Origin of the sequence: Salmonella sp. SAL04213 (genome assembly GCF_046550535.1) — a bacterium.
Lineage (GTDB): Bacteria > Pseudomonadota > Gammaproteobacteria > Enterobacterales > Enterobacteriaceae > Salmonella > Salmonella enterica.
The window spans coordinates 294,194-320,434 of sequence record NZ_JBGDXS010000005.1; the positions used below are offsets into that span (position 1 = coordinate 294,194).

General features: G+C 53.5%; 26 protein-coding genes. 6 read left to right on the top strand and 20 right to left on the bottom strand.

The genetic code is table 11. The annotated features are described in order from the left end of the window. Window positions 1–153: 153 nt before the first annotated feature. Complete coding sequence (gene purL / locus ACLJPQ_RS15070; RefSeq protein ID WP_039590989.1) at window positions 154–4,041, bottom strand: phosphoribosylformylglycinamidine synthase; 3,888 nt, start codon at window positions 4,039–4,041, stop codon at window positions 154–156. 21 nt (window positions 4,042–4,062) lie between these two features. Between purL and ACLJPQ_RS15075 the strand changes: the two genes are divergently transcribed. After that, the gene (locus ACLJPQ_RS15075) at window positions 4,063–4,296 is read left to right on the top strand and encodes a hypothetical protein (protein ID WP_001747289.1); all 234 of its coding nucleotides are present in this window, start codon (window positions 4,063–4,065) and stop codon (window positions 4,294–4,296) included. Beyond that, a complete protein-coding gene (gene mltF / locus ACLJPQ_RS15080) occupies window positions 4,297–5,841 on the top strand; it encodes a membrane-bound lytic murein transglycosylase MltF (protein ID WP_000734248.1) in 1,545 nt (514 codons plus the stop codon). A 50-nt stretch (window positions 5,842–5,891) separates the two neighbouring features. Here the strand turns inward: mltF and tadA are convergent, their stop codons facing one another. The 4 genes from tadA to murQ are packed head-to-tail and all read right to left on the bottom strand — an operon-like array spanning window position 5,892 to window position 9,372. Continuing rightward, a complete protein-coding gene (gene tadA / locus ACLJPQ_RS15085; RefSeq protein WP_001134566.1) occupies window positions 5,892–6,443 on the bottom strand; it encodes a tRNA adenosine(34) deaminase TadA in 552 nt (183 codons plus the stop codon). Between the two features lie 24 nt (window positions 6,444–6,467). After that, on the bottom strand, window positions 6,468–7,103 hold the full coding sequence (yfhb, locus tag ACLJPQ_RS15090; protein WP_000253558.1) for a phosphatidylglycerophosphatase C: 636 nt from the start codon (window positions 7,101–7,103) through the stop codon (window positions 6,468–6,470). Window positions 7,104–7,106: 3 nt separating this feature from the next. Next, entirely contained in the window at window positions 7,107–8,468 is a 1,362-nt protein-coding gene (locus ACLJPQ_RS15095) for a PTS transporter subunit EIIC (RefSeq protein ID WP_000361660.1), read from the bottom strand. Window positions 8,469–8,478: 10 nt separating this feature from the next. Then, complete coding sequence (gene murQ, locus ACLJPQ_RS15100; RefSeq protein ID WP_001048531.1) at window positions 8,479–9,372, bottom strand: N-acetylmuramic acid 6-phosphate etherase; 894 nt, start codon at window positions 9,370–9,372, stop codon at window positions 8,479–8,481. 115 nt (window positions 9,373–9,487) lie between these two features. Here murQ and ACLJPQ_RS15105 point away from each other — a divergent pair, with 115 nt between their 5' ends. Then, a complete protein-coding gene (locus tag ACLJPQ_RS15105; RefSeq protein ID WP_000995703.1) occupies window positions 9,488–10,336 on the top strand; it encodes a MurR/RpiR family transcriptional regulator in 849 nt (282 codons plus the stop codon). 38 nt (window positions 10,337–10,374) lie between these two features. Here ACLJPQ_RS15105 and ACLJPQ_RS15110 read toward each other — a convergent pair whose 3' ends face one another. Then, entirely contained in the window at window positions 10,375–11,292 is a 918-nt protein-coding gene (locus ACLJPQ_RS15110) for an oxidoreductase (protein ID WP_080184807.1), read from the bottom strand. Between the two features lie 21 nt (window positions 11,293–11,313). After that, window positions 11,314–12,510: an OFA family MFS transporter gene (locus tag ACLJPQ_RS15115; RefSeq protein ID WP_001276365.1), complete on the bottom strand. Its 1,197-nt coding sequence runs from the start codon at window positions 12,508–12,510 to the stop codon at window positions 11,314–11,316. Window positions 12,511–12,625: 115 nt separating this feature from the next. On the opposite strand from ACLJPQ_RS15115, the gene ACLJPQ_RS15120 reads away from it, so the two are divergent. Together ACLJPQ_RS15120 and ACLJPQ_RS15125 are read left to right on the top strand one after the other, a co-directional pair. Next, window positions 12,626–13,552: a LysR family transcriptional regulator gene (locus tag ACLJPQ_RS15120; protein ID WP_001022463.1), complete on the top strand. Its 927-nt coding sequence runs from the start codon at window positions 12,626–12,628 to the stop codon at window positions 13,550–13,552. Window positions 13,553–13,589: 37 nt separating this feature from the next. Continuing rightward, the gene (locus tag ACLJPQ_RS15125; protein WP_001196291.1) at window positions 13,590–13,850 is read left to right on the top strand and encodes a YfhL family 4Fe-4S dicluster ferredoxin; all 261 of its coding nucleotides are present in this window, start codon (window positions 13,590–13,592) and stop codon (window positions 13,848–13,850) included. A gap of 111 nt (window positions 13,851–13,961) precedes the next feature. Here ACLJPQ_RS15125 and acpS read toward each other — a convergent pair whose 3' ends face one another. The 12 genes from acpS to rseD form a co-directional block, all read right to left on the bottom strand. Further along, window positions 13,962–14,342 (bottom strand): holo-ACP synthase, encoded by a 381-nt coding sequence (gene acpS / locus ACLJPQ_RS15130; RefSeq protein WP_000986043.1) that lies wholly within the window; start codon window positions 14,340–14,342, stop codon window positions 13,962–13,964. Beyond that, window positions 14,342–15,073, bottom strand: coding sequence for a pyridoxine 5'-phosphate synthase (gene pdxJ, locus ACLJPQ_RS15135; protein WP_080184806.1), 732 nt, complete (start codon window positions 15,071–15,073; stop codon window positions 14,342–14,344). The genes acpS and pdxJ overlap by 1 nt, the downstream gene beginning before the upstream one ends. An 11-nt stretch (window positions 15,074–15,084) precedes the next feature. Then, the gene (gene recO / locus ACLJPQ_RS15140; protein ID WP_000399386.1) at window positions 15,085–15,813 is read right to left on the bottom strand and encodes a DNA repair protein RecO; all 729 of its coding nucleotides are present in this window, start codon (window positions 15,811–15,813) and stop codon (window positions 15,085–15,087) included. An 11-nt stretch (window positions 15,814–15,824) separates the two neighbouring features. Next, window positions 15,825–16,730: a GTPase Era gene (gene era, locus ACLJPQ_RS15145; protein WP_000102230.1), complete on the bottom strand. Its 906-nt coding sequence runs from the start codon at window positions 16,728–16,730 to the stop codon at window positions 15,825–15,827. Continuing rightward, window positions 16,727–17,407: a ribonuclease III gene (gene rnc / locus ACLJPQ_RS15150; protein ID WP_001068341.1), complete on the bottom strand. Its 681-nt coding sequence runs from the start codon at window positions 17,405–17,407 to the stop codon at window positions 16,727–16,729. Before rnc ends, era begins: the two co-directional genes overlap by 4 nt. A 273-nt stretch (window positions 17,408–17,680) precedes the next feature. Beyond that, complete coding sequence (lepB, locus tag ACLJPQ_RS15155; RefSeq protein WP_000002559.1) at window positions 17,681–18,655, bottom strand: signal peptidase I; 975 nt, start codon at window positions 18,653–18,655, stop codon at window positions 17,681–17,683. A 16-nt stretch (window positions 18,656–18,671) separates the two neighbouring features. Beyond that, window positions 18,672–20,471 carry a translation elongation factor 4 gene (lepA, locus tag ACLJPQ_RS15160; protein WP_000790154.1) on the bottom strand — a complete coding sequence of 600 codons (1,800 nt, stop codon included), beginning with the start codon at window positions 20,469–20,471 and terminating at the stop codon, window positions 18,672–18,674. Between the two features lie 251 nt (window positions 20,472–20,722). Next, a complete protein-coding gene (gene rseC / locus ACLJPQ_RS15165) occupies window positions 20,723–21,202 on the bottom strand; it encodes a SoxR-reducing system protein RseC (protein ID WP_000589087.1) in 480 nt (159 codons plus the stop codon). Continuing rightward, a complete protein-coding gene (gene rseB, locus ACLJPQ_RS15170) occupies window positions 21,199–22,155 on the bottom strand; it encodes a sigma-E factor regulatory protein RseB (RefSeq protein WP_000812021.1) in 957 nt (318 codons plus the stop codon). The genes rseC and rseB overlap by 4 nt, the downstream gene beginning before the upstream one ends. Then, complete coding sequence (gene rseA / locus ACLJPQ_RS15175) at window positions 22,155–22,805, bottom strand: anti-sigma-E factor RseA (protein ID WP_001168374.1); 651 nt, start codon at window positions 22,803–22,805, stop codon at window positions 22,155–22,157. The genes rseB and rseA overlap by 1 nt, the downstream gene beginning before the upstream one ends. 31 nt (window positions 22,806–22,836) lie before the next feature. After that, complete coding sequence (rpoE, locus tag ACLJPQ_RS15180; RefSeq protein WP_000003307.1) at window positions 22,837–23,412, bottom strand: RNA polymerase sigma factor RpoE; 576 nt, start codon at window positions 23,410–23,412, stop codon at window positions 22,837–22,839. Continuing rightward, the gene (gene rseD / locus ACLJPQ_RS15185) at window positions 23,409–23,573 is read right to left on the bottom strand and encodes a rpoE leader peptide RseD (protein WP_014344135.1); all 165 of its coding nucleotides are present in this window, start codon (window positions 23,571–23,573) and stop codon (window positions 23,409–23,411) included. The genes rpoE and rseD overlap by 4 nt, the downstream gene beginning before the upstream one ends. Window positions 23,574–23,836: 263 nt before the next feature. Here rseD and nadB point away from each other — a divergent pair, with 263 nt between their 5' ends. After that, entirely contained in the window at window positions 23,837–25,459 is a 1,623-nt protein-coding gene (gene nadB / locus ACLJPQ_RS15190; protein ID WP_080184805.1) for an L-aspartate oxidase, read from the top strand. Here nadB and trmN read toward each other — a convergent pair. Further along, on the bottom strand, window positions 25,444–26,181 hold the full coding sequence (trmN, locus tag ACLJPQ_RS15195) for a tRNA(1)(Val) (adenine(37)-N(6))-methyltransferase TrmN (protein ID WP_000083345.1): 738 nt from the start codon (window positions 26,179–26,181) through the stop codon (window positions 25,444–25,446). The genes nadB and trmN overlap by 16 nt on opposite strands. Between the last annotated feature and the right edge of the window lie 60 nt (window positions 26,182–26,241).

Sequence of the window (26,241 nt, forward strand, 5' to 3'; positions counted from 1 at the left end):
CTAGTTTATTGCCGGATGGCGGCGTAAACGCCTTATCCGACCTACCGCTTGACGTTCAAGACGGTAGCTTCAACCGCGCTTCCCCGTGGGCCTGATAAGCGCCGTCTACAAAAAAGCCCCTCGTGAAGAGGGGCTTAATGGCTATCGGGCTAATTAACCAAGCTGCTTACGCGCATTACGGAAGATACGCATCCACGGGCTATCCTCGCCCCAGTTTTCCGGGTGCCAGGAGTTGGCGACGGTGCGGAATACGCGTTCCGGATGCGGCATCATAATCGTCACCCGACCGTTTTCGGTCGTCACCGCCGTGATGCCGTTCGGCGAACCGTTCGGGTTAGCCGGATAGGTTTCGGTCACCTTACCAAAGTTATCAACGTAGCGCAGAGCGACCAGGCCTTTGCTCTCAAGCGCGGCAAGATGCGCATCGTCACGCACCTCAACGCGCCCTTCCCCATGGGAAACCGCAATCGGCATCTGTGAGCCTACCATTCCTTGCAGCAGCAGCGATGGGCTTTGCGTCACTTCTACCAGGCTGAAGCGGGCTTCGAAGCGGTCAGAATGGTTACGTACAAAACGCGGCCACAGTTCGCTGCCCGGGATCAGCTCGCGCAGATTCGACATCATCTGGCAACCGTTGCACACCCCAAGCGCCAGCGTCTGCGGACGATGGAAGAAGGTTTCGAATTCGTCGCGCACCCGATGGTTAAACAGAATGGATTTCGCCCAGCCTTCACCCGCCCCCAGCACGTCGCCGTAGGAAAAGCCGCCGCAAGCCACCAGCGCATGGAAGTTGCCCAGACCGATACGACCGCCCAGCAGGTCGCTCATATGGACGTCAATCGCGTCAAAGCCCGCACGATGGAACGCCGCCGCCATCTCCACGTGAGAGTTCACCCCCTGCTCGCGCAGTACAGCGACTTTCGGTCGTGCGCCTGTCGCAATGTACGGCGCGGCGATATCTTCATTAATATCAAACGACAGCTTCACGTTGAGGCCCGGATCGGCATCATTCGCTTTCGCCTCGTGTTCCTGGTCGGCACATTGCGGATTGTCGCGCAGACGCTGCATCTGCCAGGTCGTTTCCGCCCACCAGACACGCAGCGTAGTGCGGCTTTCGCTGAATACCGTCTGGTCATTAGCGGTAATCACAAAGCGATCGCCAGCCAGGGCCTGACCAAGGTAGTGGACGCAGTCAGCAAGACCGTACTGCGCCAACAGCGTTTCGACCGCGTCTCTGTCTTCAGCGCGTACCTGAATCACGCCGCCCAGCTCCTCGTTGAACAGTGCGGCCAGATGGTCATCGCCCAGCGCGGCGATATCGACCTGCACGCCGCAGTGGCCGGCAAAGGCCATCTCGGCCAGCGTCACCAGCAGACCGCCGTCGGAACGGTCGTGCCAGGCCAGTAATTTACGCGCAGCGACCAGCGCCTGCATGGCGTCATAGAAGCCTTTCAGTTGCGCGACGTCACGCACGTCCGCGGGTTTGTCGCCAAGCTGACGATAGACCTGCGCCAACGCCGTTGCGCCCAGCGCGTTGTGGCCCTTGCCAAGATCGATCAGCAGCAAGGCGTTATCTTCCGTTGACAGCTGCGGCGTAAGGGTGTGACGCACGTCTTCCACGCGGGCAAACGCGGAAATCACCAGCGACAGCGGCGAGGTCATTTCGCGCTGTTCGTTGCCTTCCTGCCAGCGGGTTTTCATCGACATCGAATCTTTGCCCACCGGAATCGTCAGGCCAAGCTGCGGACAGAGTTCCTCTCCCACCGCTTTAACTGCGTCATACAAACCGGCATCTTCGCCAGGATGACCGGCTGCCGCCATCCAGTTAGCGGAAAGCTTGATGCGCTTGATATCGCCAATCTGCGTCGCGGCAATGTTAGTCAACGCTTCACCGACGGCCAGACGGGCGGAGGCGGCAAAGTCCAGCAGCGCCACCGGCGCGCGCTCGCCAATCGACATCGCTTCGCCGTAGTAGCTGTCGAGGCTGGCGGTAGTGACCGCGCAGTCAGCCACCGGGACCTGCCACGGGCCAACCATCTGGTCACGCGCCACCATACCGGTGACGGTACGGTCGCCAATAGTGACAAGGAAGGTTTTTTCCGCCACGGTCGGCAGATGCAGAACACGATTTACCGCGTCGGCAATAGTGATATCCGCGCGGTTCAGCGCATCGCCTTTCGCCTTCAATGTTTGCACATCGCGGGTCATTTTCGGCGTTTTGCCCAGCAGGACATCCAGCGGCAGGTCGATCGGCTGATTGTCGAAATGGTTATCATGCAACGAGAGATGCTGTTCTTCGGTAGCGTCGCCAATGACCGCATACGGCGCGCGTTCGCGCTTACACAGTTCGTCGAACAGCGGCAACTGGTCAGCCGCGACCGCCAGCACATAGCGCTCCTGGGATTCGTTACACCAGATTTCCAGCGGGCTCATGCCCGGCTCGTCGCTAAGAATGTCGCGCAGTTCGAATTTCCCGCCGCGCCCGCCGTCGCTCACCAGCTCCGGCATGGCGTTGGAGAGACCGCCCGCGCCCACATCATGGATAAACAAGATTGGGTTAGCGTCGCCCAACTGCCAGCAGCGGTCGATCACTTCCTGGCAGCGGCGTTCCATTTCCGGGTTATCGCGCTGAACAGAGGCAAAATCGAGATCCGCATCAGACTGGCCGGAAGCCATTGACGATGCCGCGCCGCCGCCGAGGCCGATATTCATCGCCGGGCCGCCAAGGACGATCAGCTTCGCGCCGACGACGATCTCGCCTTTCTGCACGTGATCGGCGCGGATATTACCGATCCCGCCCGCCAGCATGATCGGCTTATGGTAGCCGCGCAGCTCTTCGCCGTTGTGGCTGTTCACTTTCTCTTCATAAGTACGGAAGTAACCGGTCAGCGCCGGGCGACCAAATTCGTTGTTAAACGCCGCGCCGCCCAGCGGACCTTCGGTCATGATATCCAGCGCAGTGACAATACGTTCCGGCTTGCCAAAATCCTCTTCCCACGGCTGTTCAAAGCCCGGAATACGCAGGTTGGAAACGGAGAAGCCCACCAGCCCGGCTTTTGGTTTCGCGCCACGCCCGGTGGCGCCTTCATCACGAATTTCGCCGCCGGAACCGGTCGCCGCCCCCGGCCACGGAGAGATAGCGGTTGGGTGGTTATGCGTTTCGACCTTCATCAGAATGTGCGCGGGCTCCTGATGAAAATCGTAACGGCCAGTATTGTGATCGGCGAAGTAGCGCCCCACCGCAGATCCTTCCATCACCGCGGCATTGTCTTTATAGGCAGAGAGCACATAGTCCGGCGTGGTTTCGAAGGTGTTTTTAATCATTTTAAACAGCGACTTCGGCTGCGGTTTACCGTCGATAATCCAGTCGGCATTAAAAATCTTGTGGCGGCAGTGCTCGGAGTTCGCCTGGGCGAACATGTACAATTCGATATCGTTCGGGTTGCGTCCCAGTTTGGTAAACGCCTCCTGCAAATAGTCGATTTCATCTTCCGCCAGCGCCAGACCAAGACGCAGGTTGGCGTCAATTAACGCCTGACGGCCTTCTCCCAGCAGATCGACACTGGAAACCGGCGCAGGCTGATGGTGGATAAACAGTTTTTCCGCATCGGTTAAAGAAGAGAACACCGTCTCCATCATACGGTCGTGCAGCTCTGCGGCCACTTGTCGCCACTGTTCCGCCGTCAACGTCGAAGCCTCGATATAGTACGCTACGCCACGCTCCAGACGATCAACCTGTTGCAGGCCGCAGTTGTGGGCGATATCCGTTGCTTTTGAAGACCAGGGGGAGATGGTACCAGGACGCGGTGTGACCAACAGGAGTTTACCCGCCGGCGTATGGCTGCTAAGCGCCGGGCCGTATTGCAGCAGACGGGTAAGCTGCGCCTGCTCGCTATCATTTAACGGGGCGTTCAGGTCAGCAAAATGGACATACTCAGCGTATATATTGTGGACCTGGAGGTTGGCAGCCTGAAAGCGCGCCAGCAGTTTATTGATACGGAATGCAGACAGTGCAGGCGAACCACGCAGAATTTCCATCATAAGTCTCTCGTCTTCTAAGCTTTGGTGTGCGCAAGGGGGGAAACGGCCGTCATTATAAAGAATCTGACGCGCCGACGAAACCGTTTGCGTAGAAATAAAATCACCGCTTTTTCTTGTCATACGGTGCGGCTATCGTTGCGAATAAGTTGCCAACTGGCGCATTGTTACGCAAAATGCCGCTCATTAATGACTTATCTATTGCAGCAAAACATCTTTTTCAGCCCGAGGCAACGCACGATCCAGAGAATTAACTAATTGAAAAAATTAAAGATTAATTATCTGTTCATCGGCATATTGACGCTGCTGCTGGCAGCAGCCCTTTGGCCCTCAATCCCCTGGTTCGGTAAAACCGAAAACCATATCGCCGCGATTCAAGCCCGGGGGGTACTGCGCGTCAGTACGATCGACTCGCCATTAACCTATTCCGTTATCAACGGTAAAAAATATGGTCTGGACTATGAACTGGCGCAGCAGTTCGCCAACTATCTCGGCGTGAAGCTGAAAGTGACGGTGCGCCAGAATATCAGCCAGTTGTTTGACGATCTGGATAACGGCAATGCCGACCTGCTCGCGGCAGGGCTGGTCTACGACAGCGCGCGCGTTAAAAACTATCAGCCTGGTCCCATGTATTATTCGGTTTCGCAACAGCTCGTTTACCGGGTCGGACAATATCGCCCACGTTCGCTGGCGACCGTTAACGAGAATCAGCTTACCATTGCGCCAGGGCACGTCGTGGTCAATGATTTACAGCGTTTAAAAGAGACAAAGTTTCCCGACCTGAGCTGGAAAGTGGATGATAAAAAAGGCTCGACGACGCTGCTGGAAGAGGTCATCAGCGGCAAGCTGGATTACACCATTGCCGATTCAGTGGCGATCAGTCTGTTTCAGCGCGTTCATCCCGAACTGGCCGTGGCGCTGGATGTCACGGATGAACAGCCCGTGACCTGGTTTAGCCGACTGGACGACGATAATACGCTCTCCGCCGCGCTGCTCGATTTTTTCAATTCGATCAATGAAGACGGTTCTCTGGCGCGGATCGAAGAGAAATATCTGGGACATGGCGATGATTTCGACTACGTTGATACCCGCTCTTTCCTGCGAGCGGTGGATAACGTCCTGCCGGAGCTGGAACCGTTATTTAAAAAATATGCCAAAGAGATAGACTGGCGCCTGCTGGCGGCGATTTCTTATCAGGAATCACACTGGGACCCGCTGGCGACCTCGCCAACCGGCGTGCGCGGCCTGATGATGCTGACTAAAAATACCGCCCAAAGTCTGGGGCTGACCGACCGTACCGATGCGGAGCAAAGCATCAGCGGCGGCGCTCGCTATCTTGAAGATATGATGGCTAAAGTTCCCGAAACCGTTCCGGAAGACGAGCGTATCTGGTTTGCTTTAGCCGCCTACAATATGGGTTATGCGCACATGCTCGACGCCAGATCGCTGACGGTAAAAACCAAAGGCAATCCGGATAGCTGGACCGATGTGAAGCAGCGTTTGCCTCTGTTAAGCCAAAAACCGTATTACAGTAAGCTAACCTACGGTTACGCGCGTGGACATGAGGCTTATGCTTATGTGGAAAATATCCGTAAATACCAGATAAGTTTGGTGGGGTATTTGCAGGAAAAAGAAAAGCAGGAAGCGGAAGCTATGAAACTGGCGCAGGATTACCCGGCGGTGTCGCCGGAGGAGCTGAATAAAGCACCCTTCCCCTTCCTGTCGTTTTTATCGCAGTCATCAGGCTACCTGACGCATTCGCCGTCTTTACTGTTTACGCCGCAGAAGAAAGAAGAAAAATAGCGCGATGGTCTTATCGGATGGCGACGCGCAACGTCTTATCCGGCATTGCGCTATACTGCCGGCCCCGCGCCTTCCGCACGGTCGGCTTTCTTCAGGGCTTTAATTTCCTGACGACGCATACGGAAAAAATCACTGAGCAGCGTCGCACATTCATCGCGCAGCACCCCTTCAATAATCTCGACCCGGTGATTCATTCCCGGATGGTGCAGCACGTCAATTAGCGATCCGGCCGCGCCGGTTTTTGCATCGCGCGCGCCAAAGACAACGCGTCCAATGCGGCTATGCACCATAGCGCCTGCGCACATCACACAGGGTTCCAGCGTGACATACAGCGTGGTATCCAGTAACCGGTAATTCTGCAATACCAGACCGCCCTGACGCAGCGCCATTATTTCAGCATGCGCAGTAGGATCGTGGCGGCCAATGGGTCGGTTCCAGCCTTCGCCAATGACGCGATGGTTATGCACCAATACCGCGCCAACCGGAACCTCGCGTTCGTCCCAGGCGCGTTTCGCCAGCGTCAGCGCGTGGCGCATCCAGTATTCGTGATCTAATTCGACATCAGACAAAGAGGTAACTCCGGTAATGAAAGCGGGCGGCATTATACACAGACGCTATGCGTTTCACTATTCGAGCTGCTGCAACTCGCCGTGCGGCGTCACCCGCCAGCGATGCTGGCAAAAATAAAGCAGCGGGTTATCCTGTTTGCTGTCGCTGTAGCCGCTATAAAGACGCAGCGGCGTACCGATTTTACGTTCCAGTTGCGCGACTTTTTCATGGCCCAGACAGCGCACGGTTAATACCCAGCCGCCATACCGTCGCGCCATCTGGCTGGCGATGAGGTTAACGCGCGGCAGCCACGGCGTATCAAAATAGACTTGCTCTACCAATGATTGCGGAGAACCGGTAATAAGCCAGATATCCGCGTCAGAGCTCAATAGATAGGTGGTCAGACGCTCCTGTACAACCGGAAACGCCGTGACGTTAGCGCGAAACCAACGGACAAAATCCGCCTGATGCGCCTGCAAACGCGTTTCGCTATGGCCAAAAGTACAGCCCCACAACAACAGACTCATCGGCCAGCGGGCCGCACGCCCTTTTACCAGTAAACCGATACCGATAATGGGCAACAACGGCAGTACGAGCAGCGCATTTAGCGGCTGACGGCGCAGCAAATAACGCAGAAAACTGCCGAACATATCCTGTTGATGTAACGTTCCATCCAAATCAAAAAAGACGACACGACGCTCGTGGCTGACCAAACCTTACTCCTCTGGATCATTGAACCCCAGCAGCCAGGTAAAAATAAACCCGGCAATTACCGCTATTAAATAGCCTAACAGATAGAACAGGACTTTTCCGGCAACAATTGTTAATGCCAGCGGCAAACCGGAAATACCAAAGGTAATTACCGTCGCCACTTTCCAGTAGCTGATCAACGCCCCGCCTACCGCGCCGCCGAGGCAAGCGCCAATAAATGGCTTACCCAATGGCAGCGTGACGCCAAAAATCAGCGGCTCGCCAATCCCCAGCAGTCCGACCGGAAGCGCGCCTTTAATCACCTTTTTGAGCCGCGCATTGCGGGTTTTCATCAGTACGGCAATGGCCGCGCCTATCTGACCAACCCCCGCCATCGCCAGGATGGGAAACAGCGCGTTATAGCCGTGCGCTTGCACCAGCTCCACATGAATAGGCACCAGCCCCTGATGCAGCCCGGTCAGTACCAACGGCAGGAAGGTTCCGGCTAACACCGCGCCCACCAGAAAACCGCCGCGATCGATAGCCCAGGACGCGCCGTGAGCAATAGCGTCTGAAATCCAGCCGCCAAGCGGTTGCAGAGCGACAATCGCTACCGCGCCGGTGATAACAGTCGTCAATAAAGGGTTAAGAATTAACTCCAGCGACCCCGGCAGCAGCTTACGGAACTGGCGCTCAATCCAGCACATTAACGCTACCACCAGCAGGACGGCGATGACGCCGCCCCGTCCCGGCTGAAGCGCCTCGCCAAAGAGCGTAATCTGCGCCAGTTGCGGGCTGGAAAGGATCCCCGCCATCACGCCGCCTAACGCCTGCGATCCGCCAAAGACTTTCGCGGTATTGACGCCAACCAGAATGTTCATGATAGCGAACACCGCGCTGCCAAATATCCCCATCAGGCCCAGCAGGTTAGGATAGTGGACGGCAACATCGCCGACGATATCCGGACGTTTAAGAATGTTGATAATGCCGGTAATCAAGCCGGATGCGATAAAGGCGGGGATAAGCGGTATAAAAACATTCGCCAGCTTACGCAACGCATCGCTCATCGGCGCTTTATACTTCGCTTTCGCCTCGGATTTGGTACGCGCCATAGCATCGTCCGGCTTTACACCACCTGCGGCAATCTGCACGCGCATCGCATCAACCACCTGCGCAGCCTTCCCCGGCCCAACGATCAGCTGATGTTGCTCCCCTTGCTTTACGTATCCACTGACGCCAGGCAACGCTTTTAAGCGCGGAATATCCAGTTGGCTGTCGTCCTGTACCTCCACTCTGACTCGCGTCATACAGTTTTCCAGGCGCAGAATATTTTGCTCTCCGCCGATACCACGTAAAATGTCGCTGGCGAGCGCTGCCGTCTTATCCATACACACCTCTTTAGTGTTCTAACGCCGCCCTTAAAAAGCCCTGATGAGCGGCGAGTTTTTCCCTGGCGGCTGCAGCATCCAGCCCCGTAAGCGCCATCAAAATGGCGGGCTTAACCTCAAAATCGGTCTGTTTCAGCAACGTTTCCGCCTCTTCACGACCTATCCCGGTCGCTTCAACGACCATCCGACACGCGCGATCGACCAGTTTGACGTTGGTGGCTTTCATATCCACCATCAGGTTCTGATAGACCTTACCGAACTTCACCATCGCGCCGGTAGAAATCATATTGAGCACCATTTTCTGTGCGGTGCCGGATTTCAGCCGCGTGGAGCCGGTAAGCGCTTCCGGCCCGACAACGGGCGAAATGGCGATATTAGCCTCCCGCGCAATAGGCGAATCTGGATTACAGGAGACGGCAACAGTGGTACAACCGGACTGTCGCGCATAGCGCAGGCCGCCAATCACATAGGGTGTACGACCCGACGCCGCGAGCCCCACGACCAGATCCTGTTCTTGCAGATTTAGTGCGACAAGATCGTCTTCGCCTGCCTGTTGGCTGTCTTCCGCGCCTTCGACCGCCTTCAGCAACGCGCCCGGCCCACCGGCAATCAGCCCGACGACCAGACCGTGCGGAACGCCAAACGTCGGGGGGCATTCTGAGGCATCCAGTACGCCAAGCCGACCACTGGTGCCCGCGCCCATATAGATGATACGTCCGCCAGACTTCAGCGCCGCCGCAGCGGCATCCACCGCACGCGCAACGTCAGGCAGAGTGGCTTTTACCGCTTCCGCTACCAGCGTATCCTGTTCATTAAAACGCTTAACTAATTCAGGAGTAGGCAACGCATCCAGATCCATCGTTTGCGGGTTACGGGTTTCAGACACTAAGGTACCAAGATTCATTTTTGTCCCTCTGGAATTTTTAATTCATAATAAGCGTCCATGATGGAATAGAATATTCCCCCAGGCGAGTGAAATTTCGTTTTGTCGTCGCCATCACGTTTCGCAGGAGCTGCCCATGAACTGTTTGATTCGTATTCGCCAGCGTTATCCGGATCTCGCGCAAAGCGACAGGAAACTGGCGGATTATCTGCTCGCGCAACCGGATACGGCGCGACATCTGAGCTCGCAGCAACTGGCGGCCGAAGCGGGCGTCAGCCAATCCAGCGTAGTCAAGTTCGCGCAAAAACTGGGGTTTAAAGGGTTTCCGGCGTTGAAACTGGCTCTCAGCGAAGCGTTGGCCAGCAATCCTAATCCGCATTCCGTTCCCGTTCATAACCAGATTCGCGGCGACGATCCGATGCGCCTGGTCGGGGAAAAATTAATTAAAGAGAATGTGGCGGCGATGCACGCCACGCTGGACGTTAACAGTGAAGAAAAACTGTTAGAAAGCGTCACGATGCTGCGCCACGCCCGCCGTATTGTGATCACCGGGATTGGCGCCTCTGGGCTGGTGGCGCAAAATTTTGCCTGGAAGCTACTGAAGATTGGCATTAACGCGGTGGTTGAGCGCGATATGCACGCCCTGCTGGCGACGGTGCAGGCGCTGGCGCCGGAGGATCTGCTGCTGGCGATCTCTTATTCCGGGGAACGGCGCGAGCTGAACCTGGCGGCGGACGAAACATTACGCGCAGGCGCGAAGATCCTGGCCATTACCGGTTTTTCTCCCAACGCCTTGCAGCAGCGCGCCACCCGCTGTCTGTATACGATTGCTGAAGAGCAGGCGACGCGCAGCGCCGCTATCTCCTCGACACATGCGCAAATGATGTTGACCGACTTACTGTTTATGGCGCTGGTACAACAGGATTTAGAGCGGGCGCCGGAGCGTATTCGCCATAGCGAGGCGCTGGTAAAAAAACTGGTTTGAAAATGGCTCTTCCGCCTCATGCAGAAGAGCCATCAAGTTTATTGCGCTTCTTTAGCGTGAATCAATTGCGTCAGGAGTGTGTTAACCGGTACGGCAATATTGTTCTGAGCGCCGATTCGCGCAATCGCACCATTTAAATAGTCGATTTCGGTCAGTCGGCCTTTATGTAAATCCTGATGCATAGAAGGATAGTGGTGGCCGCTCTCACGCGGATCGAACACTTTCTTCACCGTATTCATCACCATTTGCTCAGTCAACGGAATATTCTGGCTGGCAGCAACTAACACAAACTCATCAACTACCGCTTGCGCTAAATCTAAAGCACCAGGCCGCTGACCAAATCCGCCGACATTACAATCCAGTAACGCGCAATAGGTGTTCATTACGCTATTAAAGGCTGCTTTCTTCCAGATCGATAATAATACGTCAGAGCTTATTTCAGCATTCAATCCAGCGCTATTAAGGGTGGCAATGACCTTAGCCTCTTGAGCCGAATCCTGGCTGGCAATCGGCTGCAGTTCAATCGTTCCGGTACCGGTGGCCATAATATGCCCAGCCCCCTCCAGTTCGCTGGACCATAACGTCACACCCGCATAGATTTTCTGCCGATCGACATATTTCTCCAGCGTTTCAATATTTCCCAGACCGTTAGATAAAATCATCACGACCTTCGCGGCTGGCAGCAGCGGCTTAATACGCTGTAACATGCTATCCAACTGCATGGCTTTGGTAAACAGAATAACCAGCTCAAACTCCCCCTGGGATTCATCAGCCAACATAGCAGGGATGGGGTAATACTTCTGAGTCGTTTCCGTTTCGACAAAAAACCCCTTGCTACGAATAGCGTCGACATGCTCCTGCCAGCCATCAATAAGCGTCACGTCGTGCCCGGCCTCCAGCAGCATATAGCCAAAACGACATCCCATAGCGCCTGCACCTGCGATTGCAATTTTCATTTTTATTTCCTTATTATCTGATTAATGAATTTTGGCTAAAACCGTTGCGACATATTTTTTCGTTATCAGGGTCAACACGACTCCAATAAGCAATAGCACCGTTGTCAAAATAAATACTGTATTGTAGCTTCCGGTATATTTTGCAATAGCGGACGTGACGTATGGAGCAATAACCGCACCGACGGCAAAACCAAAATACATAAAGCCGTAGTTTAGTCCCTGGTTACGCATACCAAAATTCTGGCTGGTCAAGCCAGGGAAGATAACTAATATACCGGCATAAGCAAAGCCCACGCCCAGAGCGCTGAAATAGAATACCGAAGTATTACCGTTGAAGAACAACAGCAGCAGCATACAGACGCAGGTAAAAAGATAAACAATAACCAACGTATTATAGCCGCCTAATTTATCGGTTAACCCTCCCCAGAACAGGCGACCGATCGAGTTAAATATCGAGACCAGGCTCACGACTAATGCACCGGACAGTAAACCGTACTGCGTCATACCAATTTGCGCAGAACTTGAGCTAATTACCATCCCAGAGAACACGCCCAGCGCCAGAATCATAAACAGCAGCCAGAAGCGCAGATCTTTCAGCATGTGCCGATAGTCTTTATCCAGTGGCGAGGCTTTAATTCCTCCGCTATCTTTTGCTGGCGCGCTACGAATAAAGAACTGGACGATAAAAATAACCACCAGATAAACAATACCCAGATATAACAACGCCCGACTAACATCATGAGTTTGCGCCATAAAATATTCGGCCAGGCGGGTGCAAAGTAGCGTCCCGACGCCAACACCCGCCAGTACGATACCGCTGGCCAGACCGCGACGGTCGGGGAAAAATTTCAGAATATTATTAAGATTACCCGTAAAAGCCAGGCCCGATCCCAACCCGGCAATGACGCCGTAGGTTAAAAACAGCATGGGCAAATTATCCACAAACCCGGACAAGATAAAACCTAAAGAAAACAGGATACCGCCGATAACTATCGCCTGCTTTCCTTTACCATTGTCGATCATTCTCCCGCCCCAAATCATCGGTAAAGGAATGATCCCCATGTTGATAGAGAATGCTAACGCCAGCGTAGCCGGATCCCAGTGATATTGCGCCATGAGTGGTGTTTTGAAATAGCTAAATGCGTAGACGCCCCCGAGCACAAAATTGATGCACACGTGAGCGGCAAGCATTCCCCAGCGGTTGATTGATGCCGACATAATTTTCCCTTTTTAAAATGCACTGATCACAGTTTAAAAAAAGCAAAATAGGCAAACAATTTGGTATTTTTTATAATCGTTATAACAAAACCCAATCGATTGGCATTAAATTTTAATGAATATCAAACAACTACACTCCTTCCTGATATTGTGTGATGAATTACATTATGGTCGGGCAGCCAGTCGCCTGTTTATCACTCAGCCATCATTAAGTCAGCAAATCAAACAACTTGAGTCATCACTTAAAACAATATTATTTAAGCGAAAAGGCAGAGGAATTAAATTAACAAAAGCAGGCATTATTTTGCAACGACACGCTAACAAAATAATGCTGGATTTAAAAAATGCCGAAAATGAACTTCTTCCCTATCAGGATCAACAGCGCGATACTATTTCAATCGGGGTGTCAGGCAGCTACCTGGTCCTGCCCGCTTTTCGCAACTTTATGGCGCACCATCCGGAAATATCTTTAAATGTTAAAGAGTTCTCAACTGAGCAAACCATTAAAAAGCTGACGGATAGCGCCGTTGATATTGGCATTGTTTATCGAACAGCGCTCCCTGCCCAGCTAAGCTCGACCATGCTGTTTGAAGATGAAATCATCGCTGCAATCCCACTTTCTCATCCTCTGGCGACACGCGAACGTCTGCATCTAAAAGATTTAAACGACCAGCCCATTATCGTGCTTAATGACTCTCTGCTATTAAGAGGGATCATCACCACTGAATTTAATAACCGCAAAGTCGTTCCTAACGTCATCTGCGAACTGGATAACCACTACTCATGCCTTGAGTATGCCGAAGCGCAGATTGGCATCGCATTTATTACCCGCTCGCTAACCCATTTATCGACACCCAAAAATGTTCGCCTGGTTTCACTGGGCATCCCCGCATTTTTTATTCCTGTCATGCTGGTGCACAGTAATGACCTTTCACTGGATAACGCAACCATCTGCCTGCTCAAGCAGATCAAAAATTTTTACACTGTAGATAACAAATCAGCGCCAGAAAAGAGCTGGCCCGAGCAGAAAATAGGCGTATAATGCCCGCCCGATTTGTGTTGTTTCTGAGAATTTCCTGATGGCGCTGTTAATCACCAAAAAATGTATCAATTGCGATATGTGCGAGCCGGAGTGCCCGAATGAGGCGATTTCAATGGGCGACAGCATTTATGAGATTAACAGCGACAAATGCACCGAGTGTGTAGGCCATTACGAAACGCCGACCTGTCAGAAAGTCTGTCCGATCCCCAATACGATTTTGCAGGATCCCGCCCATGTCGAAACCGAAGAACAGTTGTGGGATAAGTTTGTTCTGATGCATCACGCAGATAAACTGTAAGCGGGTTAACGCACTTCCAACGCAACAATGCCTGATGGCGCTATGCTTATCAGGCCGACAATATATCGGCCTGTAGGTCAGGTAACGTGTTTACGCCTCCATCCGGCAAATCTAACTTTCCAGAATGACCGTAGCGCAGGCGTAATGGCGTTCATCGGCCAACGTGACATGCATGTGCGCCACACCGAGTTTTTCCGCCAGCGTTAACGCCTCGCCCCACAGCCGCAAACGTGGTTTTCCCAGCTCATCGTTAAATACTTCGAACTGATTAAACGCCAGACCGTTGCGGATGCCGGTGCCAAAAGCTTTCGCTGCCGCCTCTTTGACCGCAAAACGCTTGGCGAGAAAACGCACCGGCTGCTGATGCGTCTCCCAGATAGCCCACTCGTTGTCACTGAGCACACGCCTTGCCAGACGTTCGCCGGAACGGGAGATCACTGCCTCAATGCGGGCAATCTCTACAATATCCGTTCCCAGGCCGAGAATCGCCATTAGCCGCGCGCTTCCAGCATCAAACGTTTCATTTCAGCCACCGCCTCTTTCAGCCCCGTCATCACCGCCCGACCAATAATGGCATGACCGATATTGAGCTCGTGCATTTCCGGCAGTGCGGCAATAGCTTTGACGTTATGGTAGGTCAGGCCATGACCCGCATTTACTTTTAGCCCCAGACAGGCCGCCAGGGTCGCGGCGCTGGCAATACGCGCCAGCTCTTTTGCCTGTTCCGCATCGGTTTCTGCGTTGGCGTAGCAGCCGGTATGGATTTCGATAAACGGCGCGCCAACTTCCGCCGCCGCGTTGATTTGCGCTTCATCGGCATCGATAAAGAGCGAAACCTGGATGCCAGCCGCCGCCAGGCGCGCGCAGGCATCACGCATTTTATCGCGCTGTCCGGCCACATCCAGACCGCCTTCGGTGGTGACTTCCTGGCGTTTTTCCGGCACCAGACAACAGAAATGCGGCCTGGTTTCTACGGCGATCGCCAGCATCTCTTCGGTCACCGCCATCTCCAGATTCATACGCGTATGCAGCGTCTGACGCAGAATGCGCACATCGCGATCGGTAATGTGGCGACGATCTTCGCGCAGGTGTACGGTAATGCCGTCCGCGCCTGCCTGTTCAGCAATAAACGCCGCCTGTACCGGATCCGGATAGTCGGTGCCGCGCGCATTACGTAACGTGGCAATGTGGTCAATATTGACGCCTAACAGTAATTCAGCCATGACAATCCTCGTTAATCTTTCTTCGTTTTTACTGTGCGTTTGGGCATAAATTGCCGGAACAGCTCCCGGCTTTTTAACGGTTTTCCCCCAAGATACGGCTTTAATGCCATACGGGTAAAGCGTTTAGCGGCACGCAGGGTATCTACATCCGGAAATTCCCGCGCCTCCAGCGCTTTCAGGTGCCGTCCGGTAAAGGTGTTGTTATCGATGACGACGCTGGCGAAAAAGCCTTTTTCTTCGCGGTAACGGTAGGTCATGGTGTCATCCACCCGTTCGCCGCTGCCTGCACAGCGGGTGAAATTGACGCCATACCCCAGATGTCCCAGCAACGCCAGTTCGAAACGTCGCAACGCTGGTTCAGGCGAGCCGGTGGTTCCCGCCAGCGCCTGAATACAGTTCAGATAATCAAAAAAGAGTTCGGAGAAGCGCGTTTCATATTCCAGTACGCGAGAGAGGAGTTCGTTGATGTACAGGCCGCTATAGAGCGTAATACCGCTTAACGGCAGCGCCAGAGAAACTGCCTCGGCGCTGCGCAGGGTTTTCACCTCGCCGCGTCCGCTGTAGCGTAGCAATAACGGCGTAAAAGGCTGTAACGCGCCTTTCAGATTGGAACGTTTAGATCGCGCGCCTTTGGCGACAAGGCGCACGCGCCCCGATTCTTCCGTGAAGACGTCCAGCATCAGGCTGGTTTCGCTCCAGGGGCGACTGTGCAGGACAAATGCGCGCTGCCACCCTTCCACGCTGTGTTAACTCACAGATCGTCTACGTAACCGAGACTGCGCAGAGCGCGTTCGTCATCGGCCCAGCCGGATTTCACTTTCACCCACAGTTCCAGGTGTACCGGCGCTTCAAACATCTCCTGCATGTCTTTACGCGCTTCAATACCAATGGTTTTGATTTTGGCGCCTTTGTTGCCAATCACCATCTTCTTCTGCCCTTCGCGCTCGACGAGGATCAGCCCGTTGATATCATAGCCGCCGCGTTCGTTGGTAACAAAACGTTCAATCTCAACGGTAACGGAATACGGCAGCTCGGCGCCGAGAAAGCGCATCAGCTTTTCACGAATGATTTCAGACGCCATAAAGCGCTGAGAGCGATCGGTGATGTAATCTTCCGGGAAGTGGTGAATAGCTTCCGGTAAATGTTTACGCACGATACCGGCAATGGTATCGACGTTCATACCCGTTTCAGCAGAGATCGGTACGATATCAAGAAAGTTCATCTGGCTTGCCAGGAACTGGAGGTGCGGCAGCAAATCGGCTTTTTCTTGCACGTTATCCACTTTGTTAACGGCGAGAATAACCGGCGCTTTGCCATCGCGCAGTTTGTTCAGGACCATTTCGTCGTCCGGCGTCCAACGGGTGCCTTCCACAACGAAAATCACCAGCTCAACGTCGCCAATCGAACTGCTCGCCGCCTTATTCATCAAACGGTTAATGGCGCGCTTTTCTTCCATATGCAGTCCCGGGGTATCGACATAGATTGCCTGATACGGGCCTTCGGTATGAATACCGACAATGCGGTGGCGCGTGGTCTGCGCTTTACGGGAAGTGATCGAAATCTTCTGCCCAAGCAGTTTGTTCAGCAAGGTGGATTTGCCAACGTTCGGACGTCCGACGATGGCAATAAATCCGCAGTAAGTTTTGTCGGTGCTCATTCCAACTCCAGTTTTTTCAGCGCCTGTTCGGCGGCAGCCTGCTCCGCCTTACGACGGCTGGAACCCGTGCCAACCACCGGTTCGCTCAGGCCGCTGACCTGGCAGTGGATAGTAAATTCCTGATCGTGCGCCTCGCCGCGTACCTGCACAACCAGGTAAGATGGCAGCGGCAGATGGCGACCCTGCAAATACTCCTGCAAGCGCGTTTTAGGATCTTTTTGTTTATCGCCCGGACTTATCTCATCCAGACGGGTTTTATACCAGTTAAGGATTAACTGCTCGACGGTCTGGATATTGCTATCGAGAAATACTCCGCCGATTAACGCTTCCACGGTGTCCGCCAGAATGGACTCCCGACGAAATCCGCCGCTTTTTAATTCGCCCGGCCCTAAACGCAGGCACTCGCCTAAATCAAACTCACGGGCTAATTCCGCCAGCGTATTACCACGTACCAGCGTGGCGCGCATACGGCTCATATCTCCCTCATCCACCCGTGGAAAACGGTGATAAAGCGCGTTAGCGATAACGAAGCTCAGGATTGAATCGCCTAAAAATTCCAGGCGTTCGTTATGTTTACTGCTGGCGCTGCGGTGAGTTAATGCCTGCTGCAACAGCTCCTGATGATTAAAAGTGTAGCCCAGCTTCCGTTGAAGCCGATTAATTACGATGGGGTTCATGCGATACCAATAAATGAATGCGTCAACAATCCAGCACACGAAACAGACCTGATACACGTCATCTGTCCTGCCGCATCGCTGCAGCGGAAAGAAGGTTGTCTATAACCAACGCTGTTTCGTGTGCCGTGGCGACCAAACGGCGCCAACCTAAAACTTCGGGGGAATATTCTATACACAACGACAGGGGATGTCGTTAGTCTGAGGGAATTTATCCAGGAAATAATTCACGCTGCCGCTAAAAAGACGGCAGCGTGAACGATCATTTCGTCACAGTTAGTGAATACCGCCGATACGACTCAGGCGTACGCCTGTCGGCCACTCCCCTTCCTGCTTGTCAAAGCTCATCCAGATAGCGACCGCTTTACCGACCAGATTCGCTTCCGGAACAAATCCCCAGTAACGACTATCCGCGCTGTTATCGCGGTTGTCGCCCATCATGAAATATTGCCCCGGCGGTACAACCCAGGTCGCCAGCGGTTGTCCTGGCTGTTGGTAATACATGCCCAACTGATCCTGGGCTATCGGCACCATCAGGATGCGGTGGGTCACATCGCCTAACGTCTCTTTACGTTCGGTCAGGCGAATGCCGTTTTCTTTCGTCTCGTTTAGCGGAACCTCAAAGAAACCGCTGGTCGCTTCTCCGCCGTTACGGCGGGCAAAGGTCTGTACAAAATCGCTCGGCTCAACGTTAGAGTAGGTAACCGGTAGCGCGTTTTCGCACGCCTGACCGGAGCTACAGCCAGGCTGAATCGTCACCTCTTTCGCAACCGGATCATAAGTGATTTTATCGCCCGGCAAACCGACTGCGCGTTTGATGTAATCTAACTTAGGATCTTCCGGATATTTAAATACCACAATATCCCCGCGCTTTGGATGACCGGTTTCAATCAGGGTTTTCTGGTAGATCGGATCTTTAATGCCGTAGGCAAATTTTTCCACCAGAATAAAATCGCCGATAAGCAGTGTCGGCATCATTGAGCCTGACGGGATCTGAAAGGGTTCATAAAGAAATGAACGAACGATCAGAACGATCGCCAGAACCGGGAAAACCGACGCCCCGGTCTCCAGCCAGCCCGGCTTAGGCGCCACTTTATTGAGCGTAGCGTTATCCAGCGCATCTCCCGACGCCGTTTGCGCGGCAGCCTGGCGCGCCCGACGTTTTGGCGCGAAAACAAACTTATCAACGCACCATAAAATGCCCGTCACCAGTGTGGCTATCACCAGAATCAGGGCAAACATGTTCGCCATGCCAACTCCTTAGGGATTATTTATTGTCTTTACCGACATGCAGAATGGCGAGGAACGCCTCCTGAGGCAGCTCGACGTTACCGATCTGCTTCATGCGTTTCTTACCTTCTTTCTGTTTCTGCAGCAGTTTTTTCTTACGACTGATATCGCCGCCGTAGCACTTCGCCAGCACGTTTTTACGTAACTGTTTTACCGTCGAACGGGCAATAATATGCGTACCAATCGCCGCCTGAATCGCGATATCAAACTGCTGACGTGGGATCAAATCTTTCATCTTCTCCACCAGCTCGCGACCACGGCTTTGCGAGTTATCACGGTGCGTGATCAGCGCCAGCGCATCGACACGTTCGTTGTTGATTAACACATCAACACGCACCATGTCGGAAGCCTGGAAGCGCTTGAAGTTATAATCCAGAGACGCATAGCCGCGCGACGTTGATTTCAGACGGTCAAAGAAGTCGAGCACCACTTCCGCCATCGGGATTTCATAGGTCAACGCGACCTGGTTACCGTGATACACCATGTTAGTTTGTACGCCGCGTTTCTCAATACACAGCGTAATAACGTTACCTAAATAGGCTTGTGGTAACAGCATATGACATTCGGCGATAGGCTCGCGCAGTTCATAAATGTTATTCAACGGCGGCAGCTTGGAGGGGCTATCAACATAGATAGTCTCTTTCGCCGTTGTTTCTACTTCATACACCACGGTCGGCGCAGTGGTGATCAGATCCAGATCGTATTCGCGTTCCAGACGCTCCTGAATGATCTCCATGTGCAACAGGCCGAGGAAACCGCAGCGGAAACCAAAGCCCAGCGCCGAGGAGCTTTCCGGTTCATAAAACAGTGAGGCATCGTTCAGGCTCAGCTTGCCGAGCGCGTCGCGGAAACTTTCATAATCGTCGGAGCTGACCGGGAACAGACCTGCATAGACCTGCGGTTTCACCTTCTTAAAGCCCGGCAACGCTTTTTCCGCTGGGTTACGCGCTGAGGTTAAGGTATCGCCAACCGGCGCGCCGAGGATATCTTTAATGGCGCAGACCAGCCAGCCTACTTCGCCGCACTTCAGCTCGGTACGATCAACCTGTTTCGGCGTGAAAATCCCCAGGCGGTCAGCGTTGTAGGTCTGCCCGGTGCTCATCACTTTAATTTTGTCGCCTTTACGCATGGTGCCGTTTTTAATACGCACCAGCGATACCACGCCCAGGTAGTTATCGAACCAGGAGTCAATAATCAGCGCCTGCAGCGGGCCGTCCGGATCGCCTTGCGGCGGCGGGATATCGCGCACCAGGCGTTCCAGAACATCCGTCACGCCGACACCCGTTTTGGCGGAGCAGCGTACCGCGTCCGTCGCATCGATACCGACAATGTCTTCGATTTCTTCCGCCACACGCTCCGGATCGGCGGCCGGCAGGTCAATCTTGTTAAGCACCGGCACCACTTCAAGATCCATTTCCATCGCGGTGTAGCAGTTCGCCAACGTTTGCGCTTCTACGCCCTGGCCGGCATCCACCACCAGCAGCGCGCCCTCGCAGGCGGCTAACGAACGGGAAACTTCATAGGAAAAGTCAACGTGTCCCGGCGTGTCGATAAAGTTCAGTTGATAAGTTTCACCATCAGACGCTTTAAAATCCAGCGTCACACTCTGGGCTTTAATAGTAATACCGCGCTCACGCTCAAGATCCATCGAATCAAGTACCTGAGCTTCCATTTCACGGTCAGACAGGCCACCGCAGATTTGGATAATACGGTCAGACAGCGTCGATTTACCGTGGTCAATGTGAGCAATGATCGAAAAGTTACGTATGTTCTTCATAGAGATAAATTATTATGCCTTACGCCTGGTTGACCAGACTTTAGAGGTCGCTGTTCTGAGCTTAACGTCTGTTTTAACTGAAACGCCGCATTCTACACTACAACGCTAAGGCGAGGAAATGTTCATAGTGTAAGGAGAGCGGGAACTGGAAAACGCCTCGCTTTTTTCCTGTAAAACACCGCAACGCAGGAAAAGCGCATGCTTATCGGGACAACAACCCAACGCGGCAGGTGTACCGTTGGGCAAAACGTTTACTGGCGCGTTTCGATTGAGGTAGTTTCGACGCGAACAAGGTCCGGCGGGAGGGCAACGTTTAAAATCACCGGCTGCCAGGCGTCGCGCTCCGCCAGTTTTCGGGAATAGCCGCGGGCAACCAGAAAACCGCCCACGCCGCCCAGCACGGCCCCGCTTAATGCGGCAAGGTCAGATCCAAACAGCATCTGAAAAAGCGCCGCACAAAGAAATAGCCCCGCTAAAGGCGACATATAGACCAGCAACGCCGAACCTAAAAGGCTTTTTTCGGCGATGCCCAACTCGACTTTCTGCCCCGGCGCCAGCGGCTCCGCGCTTGGCACAACAATGGTATGCGTGGTTTGCGGCCCTAATTTATTCAGCACGCGACTGCCGCATCCCGCACGGGAGGCGCAGCTGCTGCATGACGCTTTAACGTCGCAGCTCACCACCGCCTGACCATTCTGCCAGGAGACAACGGTTGCCCACTCTTTAATCATTGTACTGCCCTGAATTTGATACTGTCGGCAATGCGCTTCGCCGTTTGCGGCGGAAGCTCGCCGACAATGGTGATTTCCGCGTTGTCGCGAACGCTGCTATAAACCGTTCGGCGCCCGGTGCGCAGCATCTGATCGCTGCTGTTTTGCGTCGCCCGGTTCACATTGACGGAAAAGCTAAACAGACCGTCAGAATAAAGCCGCGATTCGATAGGCAGGTTATCCATCGTCGGCAACGGACGACGGCTACTGGAAACTTCGCTAAAGCCTTGCGGCACCCAGGATGGACTCCAGTTAAATTTCGTTTTTTCGCCACCGGGAACAGAAAGCAGCGGCGGCAGATTCGCCTTCGCCAGCGCCTGCATGTTGCTGCCGATATCCTGACTCACCGTGAACGCAATAACGCGGAACTGCTCCAGCGTCTCGCCATCGCGATCCAGCAGATCAACGCGCATCGGTAGTTTGGTGTCCATGTCCATCCAGACGATATAGCTGTAACGCGTACCATCGCGCGCCACAACGCGGATAACTTCGCACAATCTGTCTGCGATACGGGTGCGTCCGACAGAAATAAAGTCGTAGTAAGGCGCCAGGCGCTTGAAGTCGGTGTAAATCAGGGAAGGCAGAGAATCGACAATATAATCACCGTTCAGGGTGAACGGCTCAAGGCCCGGTTCAAAATAACTGATTTCATTACCACGCTGTACGACCTCCCGGCGGGGACCGTCCAACTGTAGCAATTGCGCAAGCGGGCGACTATCCAGGCGTGCGTGTCGATAACGTAGAGATTCAACGCCTTGTTTCGTGATGCTGACGAATGACAGCTCGTAATTCAGTGACTGACTGGCGATGTTCATCTGCTGCAATAACGCCCCGGACGCAGGGTCGGCCGAGGCGTTTACTGAGAAGAACAGGCTAGCCGCCACAAGGGACATGGCAAACCAAAGTTGCTTCATTACTGCGATTGCGTTCCTAAAGTTTGGATTCCTGGCACCTGTACCGCGGCTTGCTGGGTTTGCGCCTGCTCAAACTGAAGCTGTTCGGAGTGCAGTCGGCGCTGCAGTTCATAGTCCTGCAACATGGCATTAATGCGACGACGCTGCTCCTGTACCTGCTGTTGCTGACTGCCGACAGGCGCTGCTTCAGAAGGCACTCCCAGACTTACCGGGCTGGCTTTCCCCATCATAGGCAGGGTATTGAAAACCGGCGTTTCAGGTTGTTGGGATGTTTCAGATTGCCCATTATAGTGCTGGACACCGACGATAACTGCAAGTGAAACGCACGCCGCCACGCCCATTTGGGTAAGCTGCGCCGCCCACGGACGCACTTTTTTCCAGAACGGCATTTTCTGCCATTGCTGCGGAGCGGGTTGGGCCTCAGGGATTAATGGCGACACCTGACGTACTGGCTCGTTTTCAATAGCGGCCATCACGCGAGCGGATATATCGAAATGGAGAACGTCAGGCGTATCCCCCCGCATTGAATCGCGGATCAGGTGATAACTCTCCCAGGTTTTCTGCATTTCCGGGTCGTGCGTAAGCGCTTTGAGCAGCTCACTATCCAACGTTTCGCCATCCATCAAAGCGGAAAGTTTTTCTTTCTGCATGCCTAATACCTTTTCCAGTATCCCGCTATCGTCAACGCCTGATAAGCGGTTGAACTTTATTATCAATAGCTTCCCGCGCCCGGAAGATACGTGAACGCACCGTCCCCACCGGACAATCCATGATAGCCGCTATCTCTTCATAGCTCAGGCCATCCAGCTCCCGTAAGGTGATTGCCATACGTAAATCTTCCGGGAGGGACTCAATAGTTCGGAAAACTATCTGTCTCAGTTCTTCTGACAACATTAAGTTCTCAGGGTTCGAAATTTCTTTCAGCGCGCCGCCGCTTTCAAAGTTTTCTGCTTCAATCGCGTCTACATCACTGGAAGGCGGACGACGCCCCTGCGCAACCAGGTAGTTCTTCGCGGTATTGACCGCAATACGATACAACCAGGTATAAAAAGCGCTATCCCCCCGGAAAGAATCCAGCGCGCGATAGGCCTTAATAAATGATTCCTGTACGACATCGGGAACGTCGCCCGATGGCACATAGCGGGAAACCAGACTCGCCACTTTATGCTGGTAGCGCACTACCAGTAAGTTAAAGGCTTTCTGATCTCCCTTCTGGACCCGTTCAACCAGGACCTGGTCCGTTAACTGCTCGCTCATCCGAGGTAATGTCTCCCCAAACCAAATTTCCACGCGCTTTCGAAACGCCACTCCATAAGCCGCACTATGAGCAAGCAACAGGTTAGAGTGTCTATGTTTCGTAAAGTTCCGTTACGCATTTGTTTTTGTTTGTCATGTTGTAGACAGGTCTTATCTTCCATTATAAGTCTACAGATGCTGAACAACGCACTATCTGTACAGAAATGCCCATTTCGTCGTTTGCAGAGTAACCTAACAGCATCTTTATTTCACTACAAAATCCGACGCTAACACCCTGCCCTATAAAATATTTTTTGCCGTTTATCTCTCGCCGTATTTTTATTTTATGTTTAATAAGCACAACACTTTTGAAATCATAACGTGCTTTTTAGCGCCATATAGTGCTAATCTGCCGCAACCATGTTTAGTAAATTAAACAAGAACCATGATGACAACTCCTGAACTGTCCTGTGATGTGTTAATTATCGGCAGCGGCGCGGCCGGACTCTCGCTGGCGCTGCGTCTGGCTGAAAAACATAAGATTATCGTCCTGAGTAAAGGGCCGGTGAGCGAGGGCTCCACGTTTTATGCGCAGGGCGGTATTGCCGCCGTGTTTGATGAAACCGACAGTATTGCGTCACATGTCGAAGATACGCTGATTGCCGGCGCCGGAATTTGCGATCGCCACGCGGTGGAGTTTGTCGCCAGCAACGCCCGTACCTGCGTGCAGTGGCTTATCGATCAGGGCGTGCTGTTTGATACGCATGTCCAGCCAAACGGCAAGGAGAGCTATCATCTCACGCGTGAAGGCGGCCATAGTCATCGCCGTATCCTTCATGCCGCCGACGCTACCGGAAAGGAAGTCGAAACCACGTTGGTCAGTCGGGCACAAAATCATCCTAATATTCAGGTGCTGGAACGCAGCAACGCCGTTGATTTAATTATCTCCGATAAAATGGGTCTGCCGGGGCCTCGCCGGGTCGTCGGCGCCTGGATCTGGAATCGCAATAAAGAGTGGGTTGAAACCTGTCATGCGAAGTCGGTAGTGCTGGCGACCGGCGGCACCTCAAAGGTGTATCAATATACCACTAACCCGGATATTTCCTCCGGCGACGGTATCGCGATGGCCTGGCGCGCAGGCTGTCGGGTCGCTAATCTGGAATTTAACCAGTTTCATCCCACCGCCCTTTATCACCCGCAGGCGCGTAATTTTCTCCTTACCGAAGCGCTGCGCGGCGAAGGCGCATACCTTAAACGTCCGGACGGTTCACGGTTTATGCCGGACGTTGACGAACGCGGGGAACTGGCGCCGCGCGATATTGTCGCCCGCGCTATTGATCATGAGATGAAACGACTCGGCGCAGACTGTATGTTTCTCGATATCAGCCACAAGCCTGACGATTTTGTCCGCCAGCACTTCCCGATGATCTATGCGAAACTGCTCGATTTGGGGATGGATTTAACCAAAGAACCGATTCCCATTGTTCCTGCCGCGCACTATACCTGCGGCGGCGTGGTCGTCGATGATTATGGTCGTACCGATGTAGACGGCTTATATGCCATTGGCGAAGTCAGTTACACCGGCCTGCACGGCGCTAACCGTATGGCGTCCAACTCGTTGCTGGAATGCTTAGTGTACGGCTGGTCCGCAGCAATGGATATCGACAGGCGAATGCCTTCTGTCCACAGCGTTGACGTCCTTCCCGCCTGGGATGAAAGCCGCGTGGAGAACGCCGATGAGCGGGTGGTGATTCAGCATAACTGGCATGAACTGCGCCTGCTGATGTGGGACTATGTGGGTATTGTGCGCACGACGAAACGGCTGGAGCGCGCCCTACGGCGTATTACTATGTTGCAACAAGAGATTGACGAGTATTACGCCAACTTTCGCGTCTCGAATAATTTACTGGAGCTGCGCAATCTGGTGCAAGTGGCCGAACTGATTGTGCGTTGCGCGATGATGCGTAAAGAGAGCCGGGGGCTGCACTTTACGCTGGATTATCCGCAACAACTGGCTGAATCAGGCCCATCGATCCTTTCGCCGTTAACGCCTCACATAAACAGATAAAATGCCTGGGTCAGCGCCGTATAACTTTCAGAATAATGCTGGTCTGACCCGCGAATCACTAATCTGTCGCTAAAGCACTCCCCGGCTTGCGGGGAGAATGCGAGCAAAACCCGGTGCGGCAAGCGCGCTTCGTTTTCCGCAACGTCAGTACGTAATCGCAAATGCCATCCCATGTTGAGCGCTTGCTGCGTAAAAGCGTTACCTATTTGTTCCGGCAAGACTACGCAAAAAAAGCCATCTTCGGTAATACAATCCGCCGCAATAGCCAATAACGTCTGGTGATCCAGCGTAGCGGTGTAACGCGCCTGCTCCCGCTGCGGCGTGGCGCATTCCACACCGGGTTCGTAATAAGGCGGGTTGCTGATAATAAGATCAAAGCGTACCGTCTGGCGAGGCGCCCAACTCTGAATATCGTCAGTATGCACCGTTATTCGATGCGGCCAGGGAGAGTGAGCCACGTTTTCCTGCGCTTGCATGGCAGCCCCGGCATCCAGTTCCACGGCGTCAATAGGCACATTGTCATCCGTCCGCTGCGCCAGCATTAACGCCAGCAGACCGCTTCCAGTACCGATATCCAGAATTCGCTTTACATCCGCGACCGGCGCCCACGCCCCGAGTAAAATACCGTCAGTTCCCACTTTCATCGCACACCGATCGTGTGCGACAAAAAACTGTTTAAACGTAAATCCGTTACGACGAAGAACGGAGCCAGACTGAGACATGTAAAAACAACCTTGCAAAAAAACGGCGACAGCGCCGAGTGAAAACAATACCTGAGAAGG